Here is a 16,058-nt window from a genome sequence, read left to right on the forward strand (position 1 = left end):
GCATCAAAGCCGCTGCTGTATGGGCATCCAGTTGTTTGAACCGCGACTGACTACAATCCGCCCCCATGGCGACTCCCCCCAAGACTTCCCCCAGCTCATCGTCCGCCTCCTCCGGCTATTCGGAAGGCTCCATCCGCGTGCTCAAGGGCCTCGAGCCCGTCAAGCAGCGCCCGGGCATGTACACCCGCACCGACAACCCGCTGCACATCATCCAGGAAGTGCTCGACAACGCCGCCGACGAGGCGCTGGCGGGTCACGGCAAGAAGATCAAGGTCACGCTGCACACCGACGGCTCGGTCAGTGTTGAAGACGACGGCCGGGGCATTCCCTTCGGCCTGCATCCGGAAGAGAAGGCGCCCGTGGTCGAGCTGGTCTACACCCGGCTGCATGCCGGCGGCAAGTTCGACAAGGGCTCGGGCGGCGCCTACAGCTTCTCGGGCGGCCTGCATGGCGTGGGCGTGTCGGTGACCAACGCGCTGTCGAAGCGGCTCGAAGTGGCCACGCACCGCGAGGGCTCGGTCGCGAAGCTGGCCTTCAGCGGCGGCGACGTGATCGAGGCGCTGGAGGTCCGCAAGCTCGAATCCGGCGAGCGCAAGCAGGGCACCACGGTTCGCGCCTGGCCCGACGCCAAGTACTTCGAGACCGCCGCACTGCCCATGGGCGAACTCACCCACCTGCTGCGCAGCAAGGCCGTGCTGATGCCCGGCGTGAGCGTCACGCTCGTCAACGAGAAGACCAAGGAAACGCAGCAGTGGCTCTACAAGGGCGGCCTGAGCGACTACCTGATGCAGACGCTCAGCAGCGACCCGGTCATTCCGCTGTTCGAGGGCAGCGGCCATGCCGACAAGAACGCCGACAACTTCGCCGAAGGCGAGGGTGCCGACTGGGCCGTCGCCTTCACCGAGGAAGGCCAGCCGGTGCGCGAGAGCTACGTCAACCTGATTCCCACCAGCGCCGGCGGCACGCACGAAAGCGGCCTGCGCGACGGCCTGTTCAACGCGGTGAAGAGCTTCATCGAGCTGCACTCGCTGCTGCCCAAGGGTGTGAAGCTGTTGCCCGAGGACGTGTTCGCGCGCGCCTCGTACGTGCTGAGCGCCAAGGTGCTCGACCCGCAGTTCCAGGGCCAGATCAAGGAGCGCCTGAATTCGCGCGACGCGGTGCGCCTCGTGTCCAGCTTCGTGCGCCCCGCGCTGGAGCTGTGGCTCAACCAGCACGTCGACTACGGCCGCAAGCTGGCCGAACTGGCCATCAAGGCCGCCCAGACCCGCCAGCGCGCCGGCCAGAAGGTCGAGAAGCGCAAGGGTTCCGGTGTGGCCGTGTTGCCCGGCAAGCTGACCGATTGCGAGAGCAAGGACACCAGCCACAACGAAGTCTTCCTGGTGGAGGGCGACTCCGCCGGCGGCAGCGCCAAGATGGGCCGCGACAAGGAAAGCCAGGCCATCCTGCCGCTGCGCGGCAAGGTGCTCAACACCTGGGAGGTGGAGCGCGACCGGCTCTTCGCCAACACCGAAATCCACGACATCTCGGTCGCCATCGGCGTCGACCCGCACGGCCCCGGCGATTCGCCCGACCTCAGCGGCCTGCGCTACGGCAAGATCTGCATCCTGAGCGACGCCGACGTGGACGGCTCCCACATCCAGGTGCTGCTGCTCACGCTTTTCTTCCGGCACTTTCCGAAACTCATCGAAGCCGGCCATGTGTATGTCGCGAAGCCGCCATTGTTCCGGGTCGACGCCCCCGCGCGCGGCAAGAAACCGGCCTCCAAGGTCTATGCTCTGGACGAAGGCGAACTGACCGCCACGCTCGACAAGCTCCGCAAGGACGGCGTGCGCGAGGGCGCCTGGAGCATCAGCCGCTTCAAGGGCCTGGGCGAAATGAGCGCGGAACAATTGTGGGAAACCACGCTCAATCCTGACACCCGGCGCCTGATGCAGGTCCAATTGGGCCGCTTCGATTTCACGTCCACCCAGGGCGAAATCACCAAGCTGATGGGCAAGGGCGAAGCGGCGGCGCGGCGCGAGCTCATGGAGTTGCGCGCCGATGACGTCGATATCGACGTCTGATTTTTCCTTCTCCTCCACTAGCACGCATGTCGGTTTTGAAGCGCTTGTTGCCATTGGTCGTCCTGCTGTTTTGCATGCAGCAAGCGCCGGCGCACGCCACCGACATCTACGGCTACATCGACGCCAAGGGCAACGCGCACTTCGCCTCCGAGAAGCTCGACGAGCGCTACCAGATCTTCTTCCGCGGCGGCCAGAGCTTCGACACCGCCAACGGCATCGCCCCGCTGGGCCGCGGCGTGGGCAAGCTCGACGGCAAGGTGCCGCCGGCCTCGCAGAGCCTGCTGGCCATGTTCGAGGCCTCGCCCAGCTACAAGACCGCCAAGTCGGCGCTGCGCGACGCGGCGAGCAAGCACGCGATCGACTACGAACTGCTGCAGGCACTGGTCGCCACCGAGTCGGGCTTCGATGCGCAGGCCGTTTCGCCCAAGGGCGCGATGGGCCTGATGCAGCTGATGCCGGCCACGGCTCAGCGCTATGGCGTGTCGGCGGACAAGCGCGCGACCATCGAGAAGAAGCTGTTCGACCCGCGCATCAACATCGCCGCCGGCTCGCGCTACCTGCGGGACCTGATCGCGATGTTCCCGGGGCAGATCGAGCTCGCGCTGGCCGCCTACAACGCCGGCGAGGGCGCGGTGCAGCGGGCGGGCAACAAGATCCCGAACTACAAGGAAACGCAGAACTACGTGCAGACCGTGCTGCAGCTGTACGCGTACCTCAAGCCTTCGGTGGCTTCGGGCAGTGGCAGCGGCGCCGTGCGAGGCGGCAAGACGCCGGGACGCATCCGCATGGAACTGACCGTGCCGCAGGGCGGCGCGCTCGGCCGCGGCAACATGCCGTCGGATGGCCCGCGCAACATGCCGGCCATGCCCGACATCCCCGAGCCATCGGCAGTGCCTACGGGCGCGGCCGATGCGCCACCGGGCACGCCGCTGTCCTGATCGGCAGGAGGAGGGAGGAGGCCATGGATCGTCGAAGCTTCGTTCTCGCGACCGCCGCCGGCATGGTGACGGGCGGCGCACGCGCGCAGCATCCGGCCACGCACGACACGCTGCCGCCCGTGCCTTCCTCGGCCGAGCCCTATGCGCGCCTGCAGGGCGGCGTGCCGCACCACATGACGCCCGAGCAGGAGGCCCAGCGCTTCACCGACAGCCCCGCGCCGCCCGGGCCGCAGGGCCGCTGGGAGCCGCGCGCCGCACTGCCGATCCCGCGCAGCGAGATGGCCTGGGCCACCGCGGCGATGGGGCGCATGCACGTGGTCGGCGGCTATGGCGAAGGCAAGGTCAACCGCGACTACCACCACATCTACGACCCCAAGGCCGACCGCTGGCTCGATGGCGCGCCGCTGCCGCGCGGTGCCAACCACGTTGCTGTGACCGCCGACGGCGGCCGCGTCTACGCGCTGGGCGGTTTCGTCGAGCAGAACCGGCGCTCCGACACCAACGCCTACGTCTACGACATCGCCGCCAACCGCTGGAGCGCCATCGCGCCGCTGCCGCGTCCGCGTGGCGCCGCAGCCGCCGTGATGCTCGACGGCGCGCTGCACCTGATCGGCGGCGCGTCCGAGCCCGCCGCGGAGCGCGCCAGCGTGGGTTGGCACGAGGTCTACGACCCGAAGGCCGATCGCTGGTCGACTCGTAAACCGCTGCCCGGCGCGCGCGACCACGTGGGCTGCGTGTCGCACGGCGGCCGGATCCACGTGATCGGCGGGCGCTTCAACACCTTCGAATACAACACCGACCTGCACCACGTCTACCTGCCCGCGCGCGACACCTGGGAGCTGCGCTCGCCGCTGCCCACCGCGCGCTCGGGCCACGGGCTCGTGGTGTACCGCGGCCGCTTCTTCGCCATGGGCGGAGAGGGCGGCATCCTCGTCGACGGCGTACCGCGCCAGGCGAAGGTGTTCGGCCAGATGGAAAGCTACAACCCCGTCGACGACACCTGGCAGCGACACGCCCCGATGACCACGCCGCGCCACGCCGTGGGAGCGGCCGTCGTCGGCGACTGGATCTACGTGGCCGGCGGCGGCGCGGTGCTCGGCGGCGCCGTACAGTCCGCGGTCCACGAGGCCTTTACGCTCGGCTGAACGCGCAGCCGGCAACAACAAAAGTTTTTCTCACCAGCTCTTTCATGGATTCCCAACCTCCGCTCGATCTCCAGGGTCCCACCGACGGCGACACGACCCTGACCCTCGCCGACTACGCCCAGACCGCCTACCTCGAATACGCGCTCAGCGTGGTCAAGGGCCGCGCGCTGCCCGATGTGTCCGACGGCCAGAAGCCGGTGCAGCGCCGCATCCTGTATTCGATGTCGCGCATGGGCCTGGGCTTCGGCGGCACCAACGGCACCGTGGGCGCCAAGCCCGTGAAGAGCGCGCGAGTGGTCGGCGACGTGCTCGGCCGCTTCCACCCGCACAGCGACCAGGCCGCGTACGACGCGCTGGTGCGCATGGCGCAAGACTTTTCGCAGCGCTACCCGCTGGTCGACGGCCAGGGCAACTTCGGCAGCCGCGACGGTGACGGCGCAGCCGCCATGCGCTACACCGAAGCGCGCCTGGCGCGCATCACCAGCCTGCTGCTCGACGAGATCGACGAAGGCACGGTCGACTTCATTCCCAACTACGACGGCAGCACCGAAGAACCGCGACTGCTGCCCGCGCGGCTGCCGTTCACGCTGCTCAATGGCGCGAGCGGCATCGCGGTCGGCCTGGCCACCGAAATCCCGAGCCACAACCTGCGCGAGATCGCCGACGCCTGCGTGGCACTGATCAAGTCGAACGGCAAGCTCAGCGAGGAAGAACTCTTCGCCATCGTGCCCGGCCCCGACTATCCGGGCGGCGCCCAGATCATCAGCAGCCCGGCCGACATCGCCGACGCCTACCGTACCGGCCGCGGCTCGCTCAAGGTGCGCGCGCGCTGGAAGATCGAGGAGCTGGCGCGCGGCCAGTGGCAGCTGGTGGTCAACGAGCTGCCGCCGGGCGTGAGCTCGCAGCGTGTGCTGGAAGAAATCGAGGAAATCACCAACCCCAAGGTCAAGGCCGGCAAGAAGGCGCTGAGTGCGGAGCAGACGCAGCTAAAGGCCTCGATGCTGTCGGTGCTCGACGTGGTGCGCGACGAATCGAGCAAGGACGCCCCCGTGCGCCTGGTGTTCGAGCCCAAGACCTCGCGCATCAGCCAGGAGGAGTTCATTACCACGCTGCTCGCACAGACCTCGCTGGAAACCTCTTCGCCGATCAACCTCACGATGGTCGGCATCGACGGCAAGCCCACGCAGAAGTCGCTGCGCCAGATGCTCAACGAGTGGATCGCCTTCCGCGAGATCACCGTCGAGAAGCGCTCGCGCTTCCGCCTGGGCAAGGTGCAGGACCGCATCCACATCCTCGAAGGCCGGCAGCTGGTGCTGCTGAACATCGATGAGGTGATCGCGATCATCCGCGCGGCGGAAGACCCGAAGGCGGCGCTGATCGCTCGCTTCAATCTCAGCGAACGCCAGGCCGAGGACATCCTTGAAATCCGGCTGCGCCAGCTCGCGCGGCTCGAGGCCATCAAGATCGAACAGGAACTGGCTGGCCTGCGCGACGAGCAGAAGAAGCTCGAAGACATCCTCGCCAGCCCCGCCGCGCTGCGCCGCCTGCTGGTGAAGGAAATCGAAGCCGACGCCAAGAGTTTCGAAGACCCGCGCCGCACGCTGATCCAGGCCGAGAAGCGCGCCGTGGCCGAGGTGAAGGTCGTCGACGAGCCCGTCACCGTGATCGTGTCGCAGAAGGGCTGGGTCCGTGCGCAGAAGGGCTGGGCCAGCGAGAAGGCGGCCGGCGCTGCGAACGGCTCGGCGCCCGAATACAGCTTCAAGTCGGGCGACTCGCTCTACGGCGCCTTCGAGTGCCGCAGCGTCGACACGCTGCTGGTCTTCGGCAGCGCCAAGGACAAGAGCGTGCGCGTCTACACCGTGTCCGTGGCCTCGCTGCCCGGCGGTCGCGGCGATGGCCAGCCAGTGACCACGCTCATCGACCTGGATGCCGGCACGCACGTCACGCACTTCTTCGCGGGGCCGGTCGGCGCGAGCCTGCTGCTGGCCAACACCGGTGGCTACGGCTTTATCGCCACGGTCGAGAACATGATGTCGCGCCAGCGCGGCGGCAAGGCCTTCGTCGACGTGGGCGAGGGCGAGCAGCTGTGCCGGCCGTCGCTGGTGGGCGGCGCGAGCGGCGCCGAGCCGATGCCTGCGGCCACGCACGTGGCCTGCGCCTCGACCGGCGGACGCATCCTGACCTTCGACATCGCCGAGCTCAAGAGTCTGCCCAAGGGCGGCCGCGGCCTCACGCTGATCGACCTGGAAGCCAAGGACACCCTGGCCGGCGCCGCCGCCTACACGCGCAGCGTGAAGATCGAAGGCATCGGCCGAGGCGGCAAGGAGCGCGAGGAAACGCTGGAGATCCGCACGCTCAACAACGCACGCGGCAGCCGCGCGCGCAAGGGCAAGGCGGCCGACCTGGGCTTCAAGCCAACCAGCATCGTGCGGGTGCAATAGCCATGGGCGGCATCGACATCAGCGTCATCGGCATCTTCATCGCCGTGGTCACCGGCATCGGCAGCTACGTGCTGGGCCGGCGCATGCGCGAGAAGCGCATGCTGAAGAAGCGCGAGAAGGATCGCGTCGCCGCGCAGGCCAACGAGACGCGTCAGGTGCGGCGCGCGCGTGAGCGCAAGGAGCGCGGCGACTGAATTGAGCGGGAGGGCGGGGCCGGTCAGCGCAGACCGACCCACCACCGCGTGTTGGTCCGCGCGGCGCCCACCGTCACCACCTCGCCGATCACCGGCGTGGCCAGCTCGATCTTCCTGGCCTCCGTAAGGGCCGCGATGCGGTCCAGCGGGTCGTGCCAGTTATGGAAGGCGAGGTCGAAGGTGCTGTTGTGCACCGAGAAGAACACCTTGCCGCGCAGGTCCTCGAAGGCCTGCACGCTCTGTTCGGGCGTCATGTGCACGGCGGGCCACATGCTGTCGTAGGCGCCGTTTTCCATCAGCGCGATGTCGAAGCCGCCGAAGCGCTCGCCGATCTGCTTGAAGCCCGGGAAGTAGCCCGAGTCGCCGCTGTAGAAGATGCGCTGGTCGCCGCTTTGCACCACCCATGAGGCCCACAGCGTGCGGTCGCGGTCGCCCAGGGTGCGGCCCGAGAAGTGCTGCGCAGGCGTGGCGCTGAGCTTCACGCCGTCGTGCTCGGCCGACTGCCACCAGTCGAGTTCGGTCACGCGGTCGGCCGGCACGCCCATCGCCAGCAGCCGCGAGCGCACGCCCAGCGGCACGAAGTAGCGCTTCACGTCCTTGGCGAGGTATTCGATGGTCGCCACGTCGAGGTGGTCGTAGTGGTCGTGCGAGAGGATCACGCCTTCGATGGGAGGCAGATCCTCCAGCGCAATCGGCGTCTTGTGAAAGCGCTTCGGCCCGGCCCACTGCACGGGCGAGGCGCGGTCGCTGAACACCGGGTCGATCAGCCAGTACTTGTCCTGCAGCTTCAGCAGGTGCGACGAATGGCCCAGGCGCACCACGTGGTTGGTCTGGGTGTCGAGCGCGTCGAGGGTGGGCTTGTCCAGCGGCTTCACGGGGATGGGATCGACCGGCACCGTGTCGACCTTGCTGCCCACGATGAAGCGCGACCAGATGCGCCATGCGCTGGCCTGCGCGGGCAGGTCGGGGTTGGCCATGTTGTGGAAGCCGCCGTCCTTGAATTGCGGCGAATTCTCGTAGCGCGTCTCGCCGCCGCCAGCGGCGCTGCAGCCCGCCACGAAGGCGCAGCCGGCTGCGGCGAGCGCGGTGCCGCGGCGCAGGAGTTGGGGCAGGTAGGAGCCTTGCGAGCCGGGGTCTTCAGCCATGGGGGAGCCTTCTGGATTGTGTTTGTGGGATGGATGGAGACTATCGAAGGCGCATGTTTCAATGGTTTCAGCGATAGAAACATTCGGGCAGGAGGGGCATTCGGGGCTCTATGCCATGCGCCGTATGGCGGGCGCGGCGCGAGCCCGGCACACTGCCGGACTTCATCGGTTTCACCGGAGTTGAGGAGGCTGAAGATCCATGAGCACCAACCGCTACCCCATCATCTACGTGCGCGGCTACGCCATGACCGAGTCGGAGCGCGACGAGACCGCGGCCGATCCGTTCTGCGGCTTCAACATCGGCTCTACCGTGTATCGCGCCACCGTGAAGAAGGAAGCGCCGGCGCAGAAGTTCGTTTTCGAATCGCCGATGGTGCGGCTGCTGGCCGACTTCCAGTACCAGAGCGTTTACCAGAACGGCCTGGACATCCTCGACCCCGACTGGAAGCCCTCGCCCGACGCGAACGGCAACGACGTGGACGGCATTCCCTCGGCCTCGGTCATCATCTACCGCTACTACGACTCGGGCTCCGAACTGCTGGGCGACGGCAAGGCGAAGGACGTCAAGATCTATGCGCAGGGCCTGAGCCAGCTGATCCTGCGCGTGCGTGACCTCGTGGTGCAGCGCGAGGGCCCCTCGGGCTTCACGCCCGACGACTTCCGCTGCTATCTCGTCGCGCACTCCATGGGCGGGCTGGTGGTGCGCGCCTTCCTGCAGAACCCCGCGCTCGGCGACGCCAAGGCGCGCGCCTGCGTCGACAAGGTGTTCACCTACGCCACGCCACACAACGGCATCGACATGGGCGGCATCAACGTGCCAGCCTGGCTCACGGTGAACGAGATGAACACCTTCAACCGCGACAAGATGTCCGAGTTCCTGGCCACGGCGCCGGTCAATGGCCGCATGGACTACCTGCCGGCAGCGGCCTTTCCGCCCGAGCGCTTCTTCTGCATGGTCGGCACGAACCGCGGCGACTACGAGACCGCCAAGGGCCTCTCGCGCATGTTCGCGGGCCACGGCAGCGACGGGCTCGTGCGCATCGAGAACGCATCGCTCTGGGCCGTCGACGACGCCGGCAAGACGCAGCCGGTGGCCACTGCCTACACCTACCGCTCGCACTCGGGCTACTTCGGCATCGTCAATTCCGAGGAGGCCTACCAGAACCTCACGCGCTTCCTGTTCGGCGATGTGCGCGTCGACCTGTGGTTCGACGTCGACGGCGTCACGCTGCCGCCCGACCTGCCAAAGGACGCCGACGTCGATGCGCTGTATCAGGTCGAACTGCTGGCCGCGCCTCGCGGCAAGCGCTGGTACCTGAGCCGCCGCATCGCCGAGGAAGACTCGCCCGCCTGCCGCACGCACAAGGAGCTCACCGACCCAGCCAAGGCCGACCGCCGCTCCATCTACCTCTCGACCGTGTTCCTCGCCAACCGGGCCCGCGTGAAGCAGGACAGGCCCACGCTGGCCTACGCGATGACGCTGGGCGTGCGCGTGCCCGACTACCAGGTCAACAACAAGTTCTGGCTCGACGGCCACTACGAAGGCAGCTCGCTCTTTCGCGACACGCTGATCATCGAGATCGCGCCGCCCCAGCCCGACGACGCGGCGCAGAACTGGAACGTCAAGTACGGCTGGCAGACCGACACCGCCGGCCGTGCCTCGCTGCCCATGAGCCCGAAGCAACTGGCGAGCGGCAAGCTGCAGTTCGTGGTGCCGCTGTCGAGCCTCGGGGCGGCGCCTGCCGCGCCCGGCATCAGCGGCAAGGTGCGGCTGGAGGTGAGCGCCTGGGAATAAGGCGTTCGGCAGTAGGGCGCCGGTCAGGCGGGGCCGGGCACAATCGCGCGGTCAAGAACCCGCCGATTCCGCAGCCCATGAAAACTGCCGTTCTCGTCATCGATGTCCAGCGTGGCCTTTGCGACGACCCGCCGCGCCCCCATGAGGCCCACGAGGTGATGCAGCGCATCAACGCGCTCACCGAACGCGCCCGCGCTGCCGGCGTGCCCGTGGCCTTCATCCAGCACGAGAACGCGATCGACCTCGAATTCGACTCGGAGCGCTGGCAGCTTGCGAGCGCGTTGAACACCGACTCGCGCGACGCGCGCATCCGCAAGACCACGCCCGATTCCTTCCTGCGCACGCCGCTGGAAGCCTGGCTCTCCGGGCACGGCGTGAAACGCGTGGTGGTCTGCGGCTACTCGTCGGAGTTCTGCGTCGACACAACAGTGCGCCGCGCCGCCGCGCTGGGCTACCACGTGGTGCTCGCGGCCGATGCGCACACCTCGCACGACAAGCCGCACGCCACCGGCGCGAAGATCCGCGAGCATCACAACGCCACGCTGTCGGACATCACGAGCTTCGGCGTGCCGATCCGCGCAATCGCCAGCGCGGAAGTCGCGTTAGGCGACTGAAGAACACAGCCTGCACGAAGCGCACGGGGCACGTGCGCGTTGCCTGAACGCTCACGCGCTGCGTGACACGGCAACCTTGTGCAGCAGCTCGATCAGGATCATTTGCTCGCCCTTGGAGAGGTTGCCGAGCGCCAGTTGCTCGCCTTCGATGACCGACCGCGTCGCGCTGCTCGCAAGGGTGGCGCCGGTCGGGGTGGTGCGAAGGTGCTGGGCCCTGCGGTCCGTTGCGTGCGGCGTGCGGCGGATCAACTCTCTCCTCTCCAGCCGCTCGAGCCATGCCGCGATGTTGGGCGCGGTGACCGCGAGCGCCTTCGCCAGGCGGGCGGCCGACACGTCGGGGTTTTCGTGAATGAGGCACAGCACCGTGAACTCGACCGGGCGCAGGTCGAAAGGCGTCCCCACTCGCTCGGCGAACACAGCGCCGGTGACGATCGTCGCCTGTGCGAGCTGATAGCCGAGCACGTGATGCAAAGACGCCTCGACTAGCCGGCCGGCGGGTGTGGCATCTACCGGATTGCTTCTGTTCTTGGGCATTCCGGGCATTGTCGTTCTCCCTCCAGGTGATTCACTGCCTGATCTAACTGGATCGGGATGGCGTCTTGGGAGTGAAAACTGCTTAATGGAAAACCATAACTGGTTATCTTTGATAGTTAAGTAGATTAACTATAGGCGCCGCATCCAGGCGTCGAAGGAGACATTCTTGAAGACCCCCGCATCCCTGATCTTTGTCGCTTCATTGCTGACCGCCTGTGGCGGAGGAAGTGGTGGCGGCGGCTTCGTCGGCGCGTTCCCGACGACCGGCACTTCGACAGTCACCCCGCCTGCCGGCAATGGCAATCCCGTGACGCCTCCTCCCGACAATCCGGCGCCGCCCGTCGAGACGCTGCCGGTGCTCGGCGCGGCCACCGGCGCGACGCTCGGCGATTGCGCCTCGCTCGCCGGCTTCACCTTTGCCAACACGACCATCTCCGCAGCCAATTCGATCGCAGCCGGCACCTTGAGCGTCGCGGGCAAGCCGGTGGGGGCGCATTGCCAGGTGCGCGGATCGATGTATCAGCGCACGAGCCCGGTCGATGGCCAGAGCTATGCGATCGGCTTCGAGATGCGTTTGCCGGTGAACTGGAACGGGCGGTATTTCTATCAAGCCAACGGAGGGCTCGACGGCAGCATCGGCACCGCCACCGGGCCGGTCGGCGGTGGCGGCGTACTGGACAACGCGCTGAACAAGGGCTTCGCCGTGATCAGCTCCGACGCGGGGCACGCGGCGCCCACGCCGTTCTTCGGCATCGATCCGCAGGCCCGCCTCGACTACGGCTACCAGGCGGTCGGCAAGCTCACGCCGATGGCGAAGGCGTTGATCGCATCGGCCTACGGAAAGGGCCCGGACCGCTCCTACATCGGCGGCTGCTCCAACGGCGGGCGCCACACCATGGTCGCCATGTCGCGCTATGCGGACGACTACGACGGCTTCCTGGTGGGCGACCCCGGCTTCCGGCTCCCCCTTGCCGCCTCAGCCAACATCGTCGGCGCCCAGAACTACAACGCCCTGGCAACCACCCCGGGCGATCCGGGCACGGGCTTCACGCTCGCCGAACGCACCCTGGTCTCCAATGCAGTCTTGGCCAAGTGCGATGCCCTCGACGGCACGACCGACGGCCTCGTGCAGGACACCGGCGCATGCCAGGCGGCGTTCTCCATCGATCGCGACGTTCCCACCTGCAGCGGCTCGCGCGATGGCACATGCCTCTCGGCCGACCAGAAGCTTCGCATCGGGCAGCTCTTCGCGGGTGCGCTCGACGGCGGCGGAAAGAAGATCTATGCGAGCTTTCCCTTCGATGCAGGCCTGAACACCACCGGCTGGTCATCGTGGAAGTTCTCGAATTCATTGAACCTCGACTCGGGCGCGGTCGCCTTCGTCTGGCAGGTGCCGCCCGAGAACCCGTCCGGCTTCAACGGCCCCAACTTCACGCTCACGGCCAACATCGATTCGATCCTCTCCAAGATCACCGCGACCGATGGGCTCTACACCGAGAACTCGCTTTCGTTCATGACGCCGCCGAACCCCACCGATCTGAGCCGCTTGAAGAAGCGCGGCGCCAAGGTCATGGCCTACCACGGGACGAGCGATCCCATCTTCTCGAGCGACGACACGCAGCACTGGTATGACCAGCTGGCCGCGGCCAATGGCGGCGATGCATCCAACTTCGCACGCTTCTATCGGGTGCCCGGAATGAACCACTGCGCCGGCGGCCCGACCACCGACCAGTTCGACATGCTCGCGCCGCTCGTCAACTGGGTGGAGAAGGGCGAGGCCGCCGATTCCGTCGTCGCTTCGGCGCGCGGTGCAGGCAACGTGGGTGGCGTGAACGGGGATGTGCCTGCGGCCTGGTCGCCAACCCGCACACGGCCCCTCTGCGCCTACCCGAAGGTTGCGCGCTACAAGGGCACGGGCGACATCGAGAAGGCGGAGAGTTTCAGCTGCCAATGAAAGGCTTTGAGGCTGGCTTGAACTCCAGCCTGTCGTTCGACCGCGTGGCGATGCAGTGCGAATCTTGTAGATCGTGAGCCACGCCGTTGCGACGAACACCGGGCCGAACCACTCGGTCGTGAGCGAACTGCGTGGCTATACTGCGCCCGTCACGCCGAGCAAGGCGTGATCGGGTTTAGCAGCCCGAAGCAATCTCTGCGACGCAAGCCGCAGTTTCCCCGCAGGACCTGCGGCTTTGTCATTCGTGCTTCCGGTTTTGGCGGCTCGGATGGGAGGGCTCGCGCCCTGCCGGTTTCTCGCAAGAGGTTGCCCGGTCTGCTAACCCGTCCGAGCTGCCGCCTCGTTTAGCAGCGAGTGCGGCGGTTTCTGCAAATCGCAACCTCTGGAGGTCGTCAGTGACCAAGTCTGCTCGCGTGCTCAAGCACGCGCCGAAAACCGATGCCGCTTCAACGCCGAAGTCGGTTCATTCTCATTCAGATGCCGAGTCGGCTGCCCTGCAAGCAGGCGACGACGTCGAGGGCATTCGCCAGGTGCACAGCGCCTACGTGTGCCTCGAAAAGCTCGTCGTTCCGATGCAAGTGAACGAGCGCGAGGAGATCTATCCCACGCGATCCGAATTCGGTGCTCTCTTCCGCCTGGTCAATGAGGAGCTGCATCGGCGAATCGAAGCTGCTGACAGCACGATCGCTTCCTTGCGCGATGCTCTGGGGAAATCAGTCAATCCGCCCCAGGTCGCCAAACTTTCGCCAGCGCCGCCAGCTTGCCCCTGAACCCCAGCCTGTCGTTCGACAGCGCATCGATGAAGTCCGACAGCCGCTGCGACTTCACCATCGTGTAGATGGTGAGCCAGGTCGTCGCCACGAACACCACGCCGAACCACACGGCCTTTCGCCACAGCGGCGCCTCGGCCTCGGCCAGCAGGTTCATGCCGAGGAAGCCGGTGGTGATGGTGCCGATGAGGCCGAAGAGGGTGACCACGGTGAGCCGCACCACCGTGGCGGCCTGGCGGCGCAGGCTGTCGGCGTCGAGGTACGTGTTCATGTCGGCGATGCGTGCCTTGACCTCGTCGTAGAGCGGATCGAGCCCGAGGTGCGTGGCGCACATGTGGGAGAGGGCGCGCACCTGCGCCTGCTCGGAGATCTCGTGGAACCAGTAGCGGTGTGTGAAGCGCAGGAAGCGCTCGAAGCTCGCGCGGATGGCGCGCTTGAACTGCTTCACGCTCGGCGTGCTGCGAATGTCCAGCCGCTTGAGCGCTTCCACCAGCTGGTCGGAGAACATCAGCAGCGAGGCCTTCTGGAAGTGCGCTATGAGGAACAGCAGGAAGTGCTGGTGCCTGAACTGCGCGAGCACGCCGCGGTCGCGGCAGCAGAAGAACTCGGAGCGCGCGTCGCCCACCACGATGAGCGCGTGGCCGTTGCACAGGTAGCGCGTGTTGGGCGCGGCGCCCGCGTTCACCCAGAAGCGGTCGTAGCAGTACTTGTGCTCGAAGTCGGCGAGATGGTGCTCCGCGTAGGGCAGGTGGGCGTCGGAGGAGCCCGCACCCGTGACGAGCGCGAGCCGCACGAAGTCGTCGCGCGTGAGGCGGCGCGGGTCGTCGAGCGACAGATAGGCCATGACCGGCATGCGGTAGTACTCGATCTGTCGGTAGCGCAGCACGCCCGCGTCTTCGGAATGGTCGCTCACCAGCGGCTGCATCAGGTAGGCCCAGTGCGCCGCGATGCGCGGCGCGCGGTGCTGGGCGACGTGCGAGAGGAAGGCCTCGCGCTGCTGCGCGTCGGAGCTCGTGAGCACGCGGCCGTCGGCGCCCAGCCACTCGACGCTGGCCATGCAGTGCAGCGCGGAGCCGTCGGCCTCCCAGCCCGAGGGGTAGGCGCGGCCGAAGCGGTAGAGGATGTCCTGCGCCTGCGCGAGGCTCAGGTGGTCCGCGCCGACTTCGAGATTCAGCATCACCACGTCGATGTCGAAGAAGAAGTACAGGTCGCAATGGATCACGTCGAGCGTGACCGGCGCATCGCCCGGCTTCGACACGAGGCGCACGGCGGCCACGTCGTGGCGGCGGAAGATGCGCATCGGCGAATCGCCGTCGCCGGTCGTACCGCCGCCGCGCGAGCGGCCTTCGCCGTACAGGAAGCGCTGCACGTACGGCAGGAAGCTCACGAACTCGTTGTAGTGCCGCTCATGGAAGCGGCTGCTGTCGCCCGTGTATTCGTCGACTTCCTCGCGCCAGGGCGATGCGTCGCCCATTTCGCGCAGCACATGCCAGGGCGCGTGATGGTGGCCGACATGCGGTGCCGGCATCAGCCGCAGGGGCCACAGCAGCGCCTGCCTGAAGTGCCGCACGGCGGGCGTAGCCGTGCCTGTGGGGAGCTCATTCGCCTCTGCGGGCGTGTCGGCCGTGGGTGGGTTCAGCATGGAATTGAAGTAGGCAGAAGGTGGGACAAAACGACCACCTAGGGGAATCCCTATGAAATCCTGAAACCGGTTTCATATAAGCTGCAAGCATTGCTTTTCAGGGTCTGCGCGCGTCCGCGCCGCGCAGCTTCAGGGGCCGCCCACCATGAACTACCAGTTTCAATTCGACGCCGTCTTCGCCGCCTGGCCGCTGCTGCTCAAGGGCACGTGGATCACGATCCAGCTCTCGCTGGTCGCCACGGTGCTGGGGCTGGTGGTGGCCATCTTCTGCGCCTGGGGCAAGACCTCGGGGCCGGGCTGGCTGCGCTTCATCATCAATGCCTACATCGAGGTGATCCGCAACACGCCTTTCCTCGTGCAGCTGTTCTTTTTCTTCTTCGCGCTGCCGGCCATTGGCCTGCGCTGGTCGCCGCAGACGGCCGCGCTGGTGGCCATGGTGGTGAACCTGGGCGCCTACGCCACGGAAATCATCCGCGCGGGCATCGAGTCGATTCCCAAGGGGCAGATCGAGGCGGGCAGGGCGCTGAACCTCAAGCCCTGGGAAATCTTCCGCTTCGTCATCATCAAGCCCGCGCTCAAGGCCATCTACCCGGCGCTCACGAGCCAGTTCATCCTGCTGATGCTGAGCTCGGCGGTGGTGTCGGTCATCTCGGCCGACGACCTGACCTCGGTGGCCGCCAACCTGCAGTCGCAGACCTTCCGCAGCTTCGAGATCTACATCGTCGTGGCCGCCATCTACCTCGCGCTGGCGCTGGCCTTCTCGGCCATGTTCAAGCTGATCTACAAGCGCACGCTCAACTACCCGGACCGCCGGTAAACCTCC

13 protein-coding genes are annotated in these 16,058 nt (G+C 67.0%); 10 read left to right on the top strand and 3 right to left on the bottom strand.

Going from position 1 to position 16,058, the window contains the following annotated elements; genetic code table 11:
• The first annotated feature begins 65 nt into the window (after positions 1 to 65).
• The 5 genes from EJP67_RS11005 to EJP67_RS11025 are packed head-to-tail and all read left to right on the top strand — an operon-like array spanning position 66 to position 6,781.
• Positions 66 to 2,063, top strand: coding sequence for a DNA topoisomerase IV subunit B (locus tag EJP67_RS11005; protein ID WP_126021753.1), 1,998 nt, complete (start codon positions 66 to 68; stop codon positions 2,061 to 2,063).
• Positions 2,064 to 2,089: 26 nt separating this feature from the next.
• Positions 2,090 to 3,001, top strand: coding sequence for a lytic transglycosylase domain-containing protein (locus tag EJP67_RS11010; RefSeq protein WP_126021754.1), 912 nt, complete (start codon positions 2,090 to 2,092; stop codon positions 2,999 to 3,001).
• Positions 3,002 to 3,024: 23 nt separating this feature from the next.
• Positions 3,025 to 4,146: a Kelch repeat-containing protein gene (locus tag EJP67_RS11015; protein WP_126021755.1), complete on the top strand. Its 1,122-nt coding sequence runs from the start codon at positions 3,025 to 3,027 to the stop codon at positions 4,144 to 4,146.
• Positions 4,147 to 4,190: 44 nt separating this feature from the next.
• Positions 4,191 to 6,587, top strand: coding sequence for a DNA topoisomerase IV subunit A (gene parC, locus EJP67_RS11020; protein WP_126021756.1), 2,397 nt, complete (start codon positions 4,191 to 4,193; stop codon positions 6,585 to 6,587).
• Between the two features lie 2 nt (positions 6,588 to 6,589).
• Positions 6,590 to 6,781 carry a hypothetical protein gene (locus EJP67_RS11025; RefSeq protein WP_126021757.1) on the top strand — a complete coding sequence of 64 codons (192 nt, stop codon included), beginning with the start codon at positions 6,590 to 6,592 and terminating at the stop codon, positions 6,779 to 6,781.
• 23 nt (positions 6,782 to 6,804) lie between these two features.
• Here EJP67_RS11025 and EJP67_RS11030 read toward each other — a convergent pair whose 3' ends face one another.
• A complete protein-coding gene (locus EJP67_RS11030) occupies positions 6,805 to 7,926 on the bottom strand; it encodes an MBL fold metallo-hydrolase (protein ID WP_126021758.1) in 1,122 nt (373 codons plus the stop codon).
• Positions 7,927 to 8,125: 199 nt separating this feature from the next.
• On the opposite strand from EJP67_RS11030, the gene EJP67_RS11035 reads away from it, so the two are divergent.
• A complete protein-coding gene (locus EJP67_RS11035) occupies positions 8,126 to 9,721 on the top strand; it encodes an esterase/lipase family protein (RefSeq protein WP_126021759.1) in 1,596 nt (531 codons plus the stop codon).
• A 77-nt stretch (positions 9,722 to 9,798) separates the two neighbouring features.
• Positions 9,799 to 10,335 carry a cysteine hydrolase family protein gene (locus tag EJP67_RS11040; RefSeq protein WP_126021760.1) on the top strand — a complete coding sequence of 179 codons (537 nt, stop codon included), beginning with the start codon at positions 9,799 to 9,801 and terminating at the stop codon, positions 10,333 to 10,335.
• A gap of 51 nt (positions 10,336 to 10,386) precedes the next feature.
• Here EJP67_RS11040 and EJP67_RS11045 read toward each other — a convergent pair whose 3' ends face one another.
• Positions 10,387 to 10,878, bottom strand: a complete 492-nt coding sequence (locus tag EJP67_RS11045) for a MarR family winged helix-turn-helix transcriptional regulator (protein ID WP_126021761.1) — start codon at positions 10,876 to 10,878, stop codon at positions 10,387 to 10,389.
• A gap of 298 nt (positions 10,879 to 11,176) precedes the next feature.
• On the opposite strand from EJP67_RS11045, the gene EJP67_RS11050 reads away from it, so the two are divergent.
• Together EJP67_RS11050 and EJP67_RS33930 are read left to right on the top strand one after the other, a co-directional pair.
• Positions 11,177 to 12,823, top strand: a complete 1,647-nt coding sequence (locus tag EJP67_RS11050) for a tannase/feruloyl esterase family alpha/beta hydrolase (protein WP_240650634.1) — start codon at positions 11,177 to 11,179, stop codon at positions 12,821 to 12,823.
• 395 nt (positions 12,824 to 13,218) lie between these two features.
• The gene (locus EJP67_RS33930) at positions 13,219 to 13,593 is read left to right on the top strand and encodes a hypothetical protein (protein ID WP_240650603.1); all 375 of its coding nucleotides are present in this window, start codon (positions 13,219 to 13,221) and stop codon (positions 13,591 to 13,593) included.
• Here EJP67_RS33930 and EJP67_RS11060 read toward each other — a convergent pair.
• Positions 13,541 to 15,235, bottom strand: a complete 1,695-nt coding sequence (locus tag EJP67_RS11060) for a magnesium transporter CorA family protein (protein WP_126021762.1) — start codon at positions 15,233 to 15,235, stop codon at positions 13,541 to 13,543. The genes EJP67_RS33930 and EJP67_RS11060 overlap by 53 nt on opposite strands.
• Positions 15,236 to 15,380: 145 nt before the next feature.
• Here EJP67_RS11060 and EJP67_RS11065 point away from each other — a divergent pair, with 145 nt between their 5' ends.
• Positions 15,381 to 16,052, top strand: coding sequence for an amino acid ABC transporter permease (locus tag EJP67_RS11065; protein WP_126021763.1), 672 nt, complete (start codon positions 15,381 to 15,383; stop codon positions 16,050 to 16,052).
• Positions 16,053 to 16,058 lie beyond the last annotated feature (6 nt).

It is taken from the genome of Variovorax guangxiensis, assembly GCF_003952165.1.
GTDB classification, from domain to species: Bacteria; Pseudomonadota; Gammaproteobacteria; order Burkholderiales; family Burkholderiaceae_C; genus Variovorax; species Variovorax guangxiensis.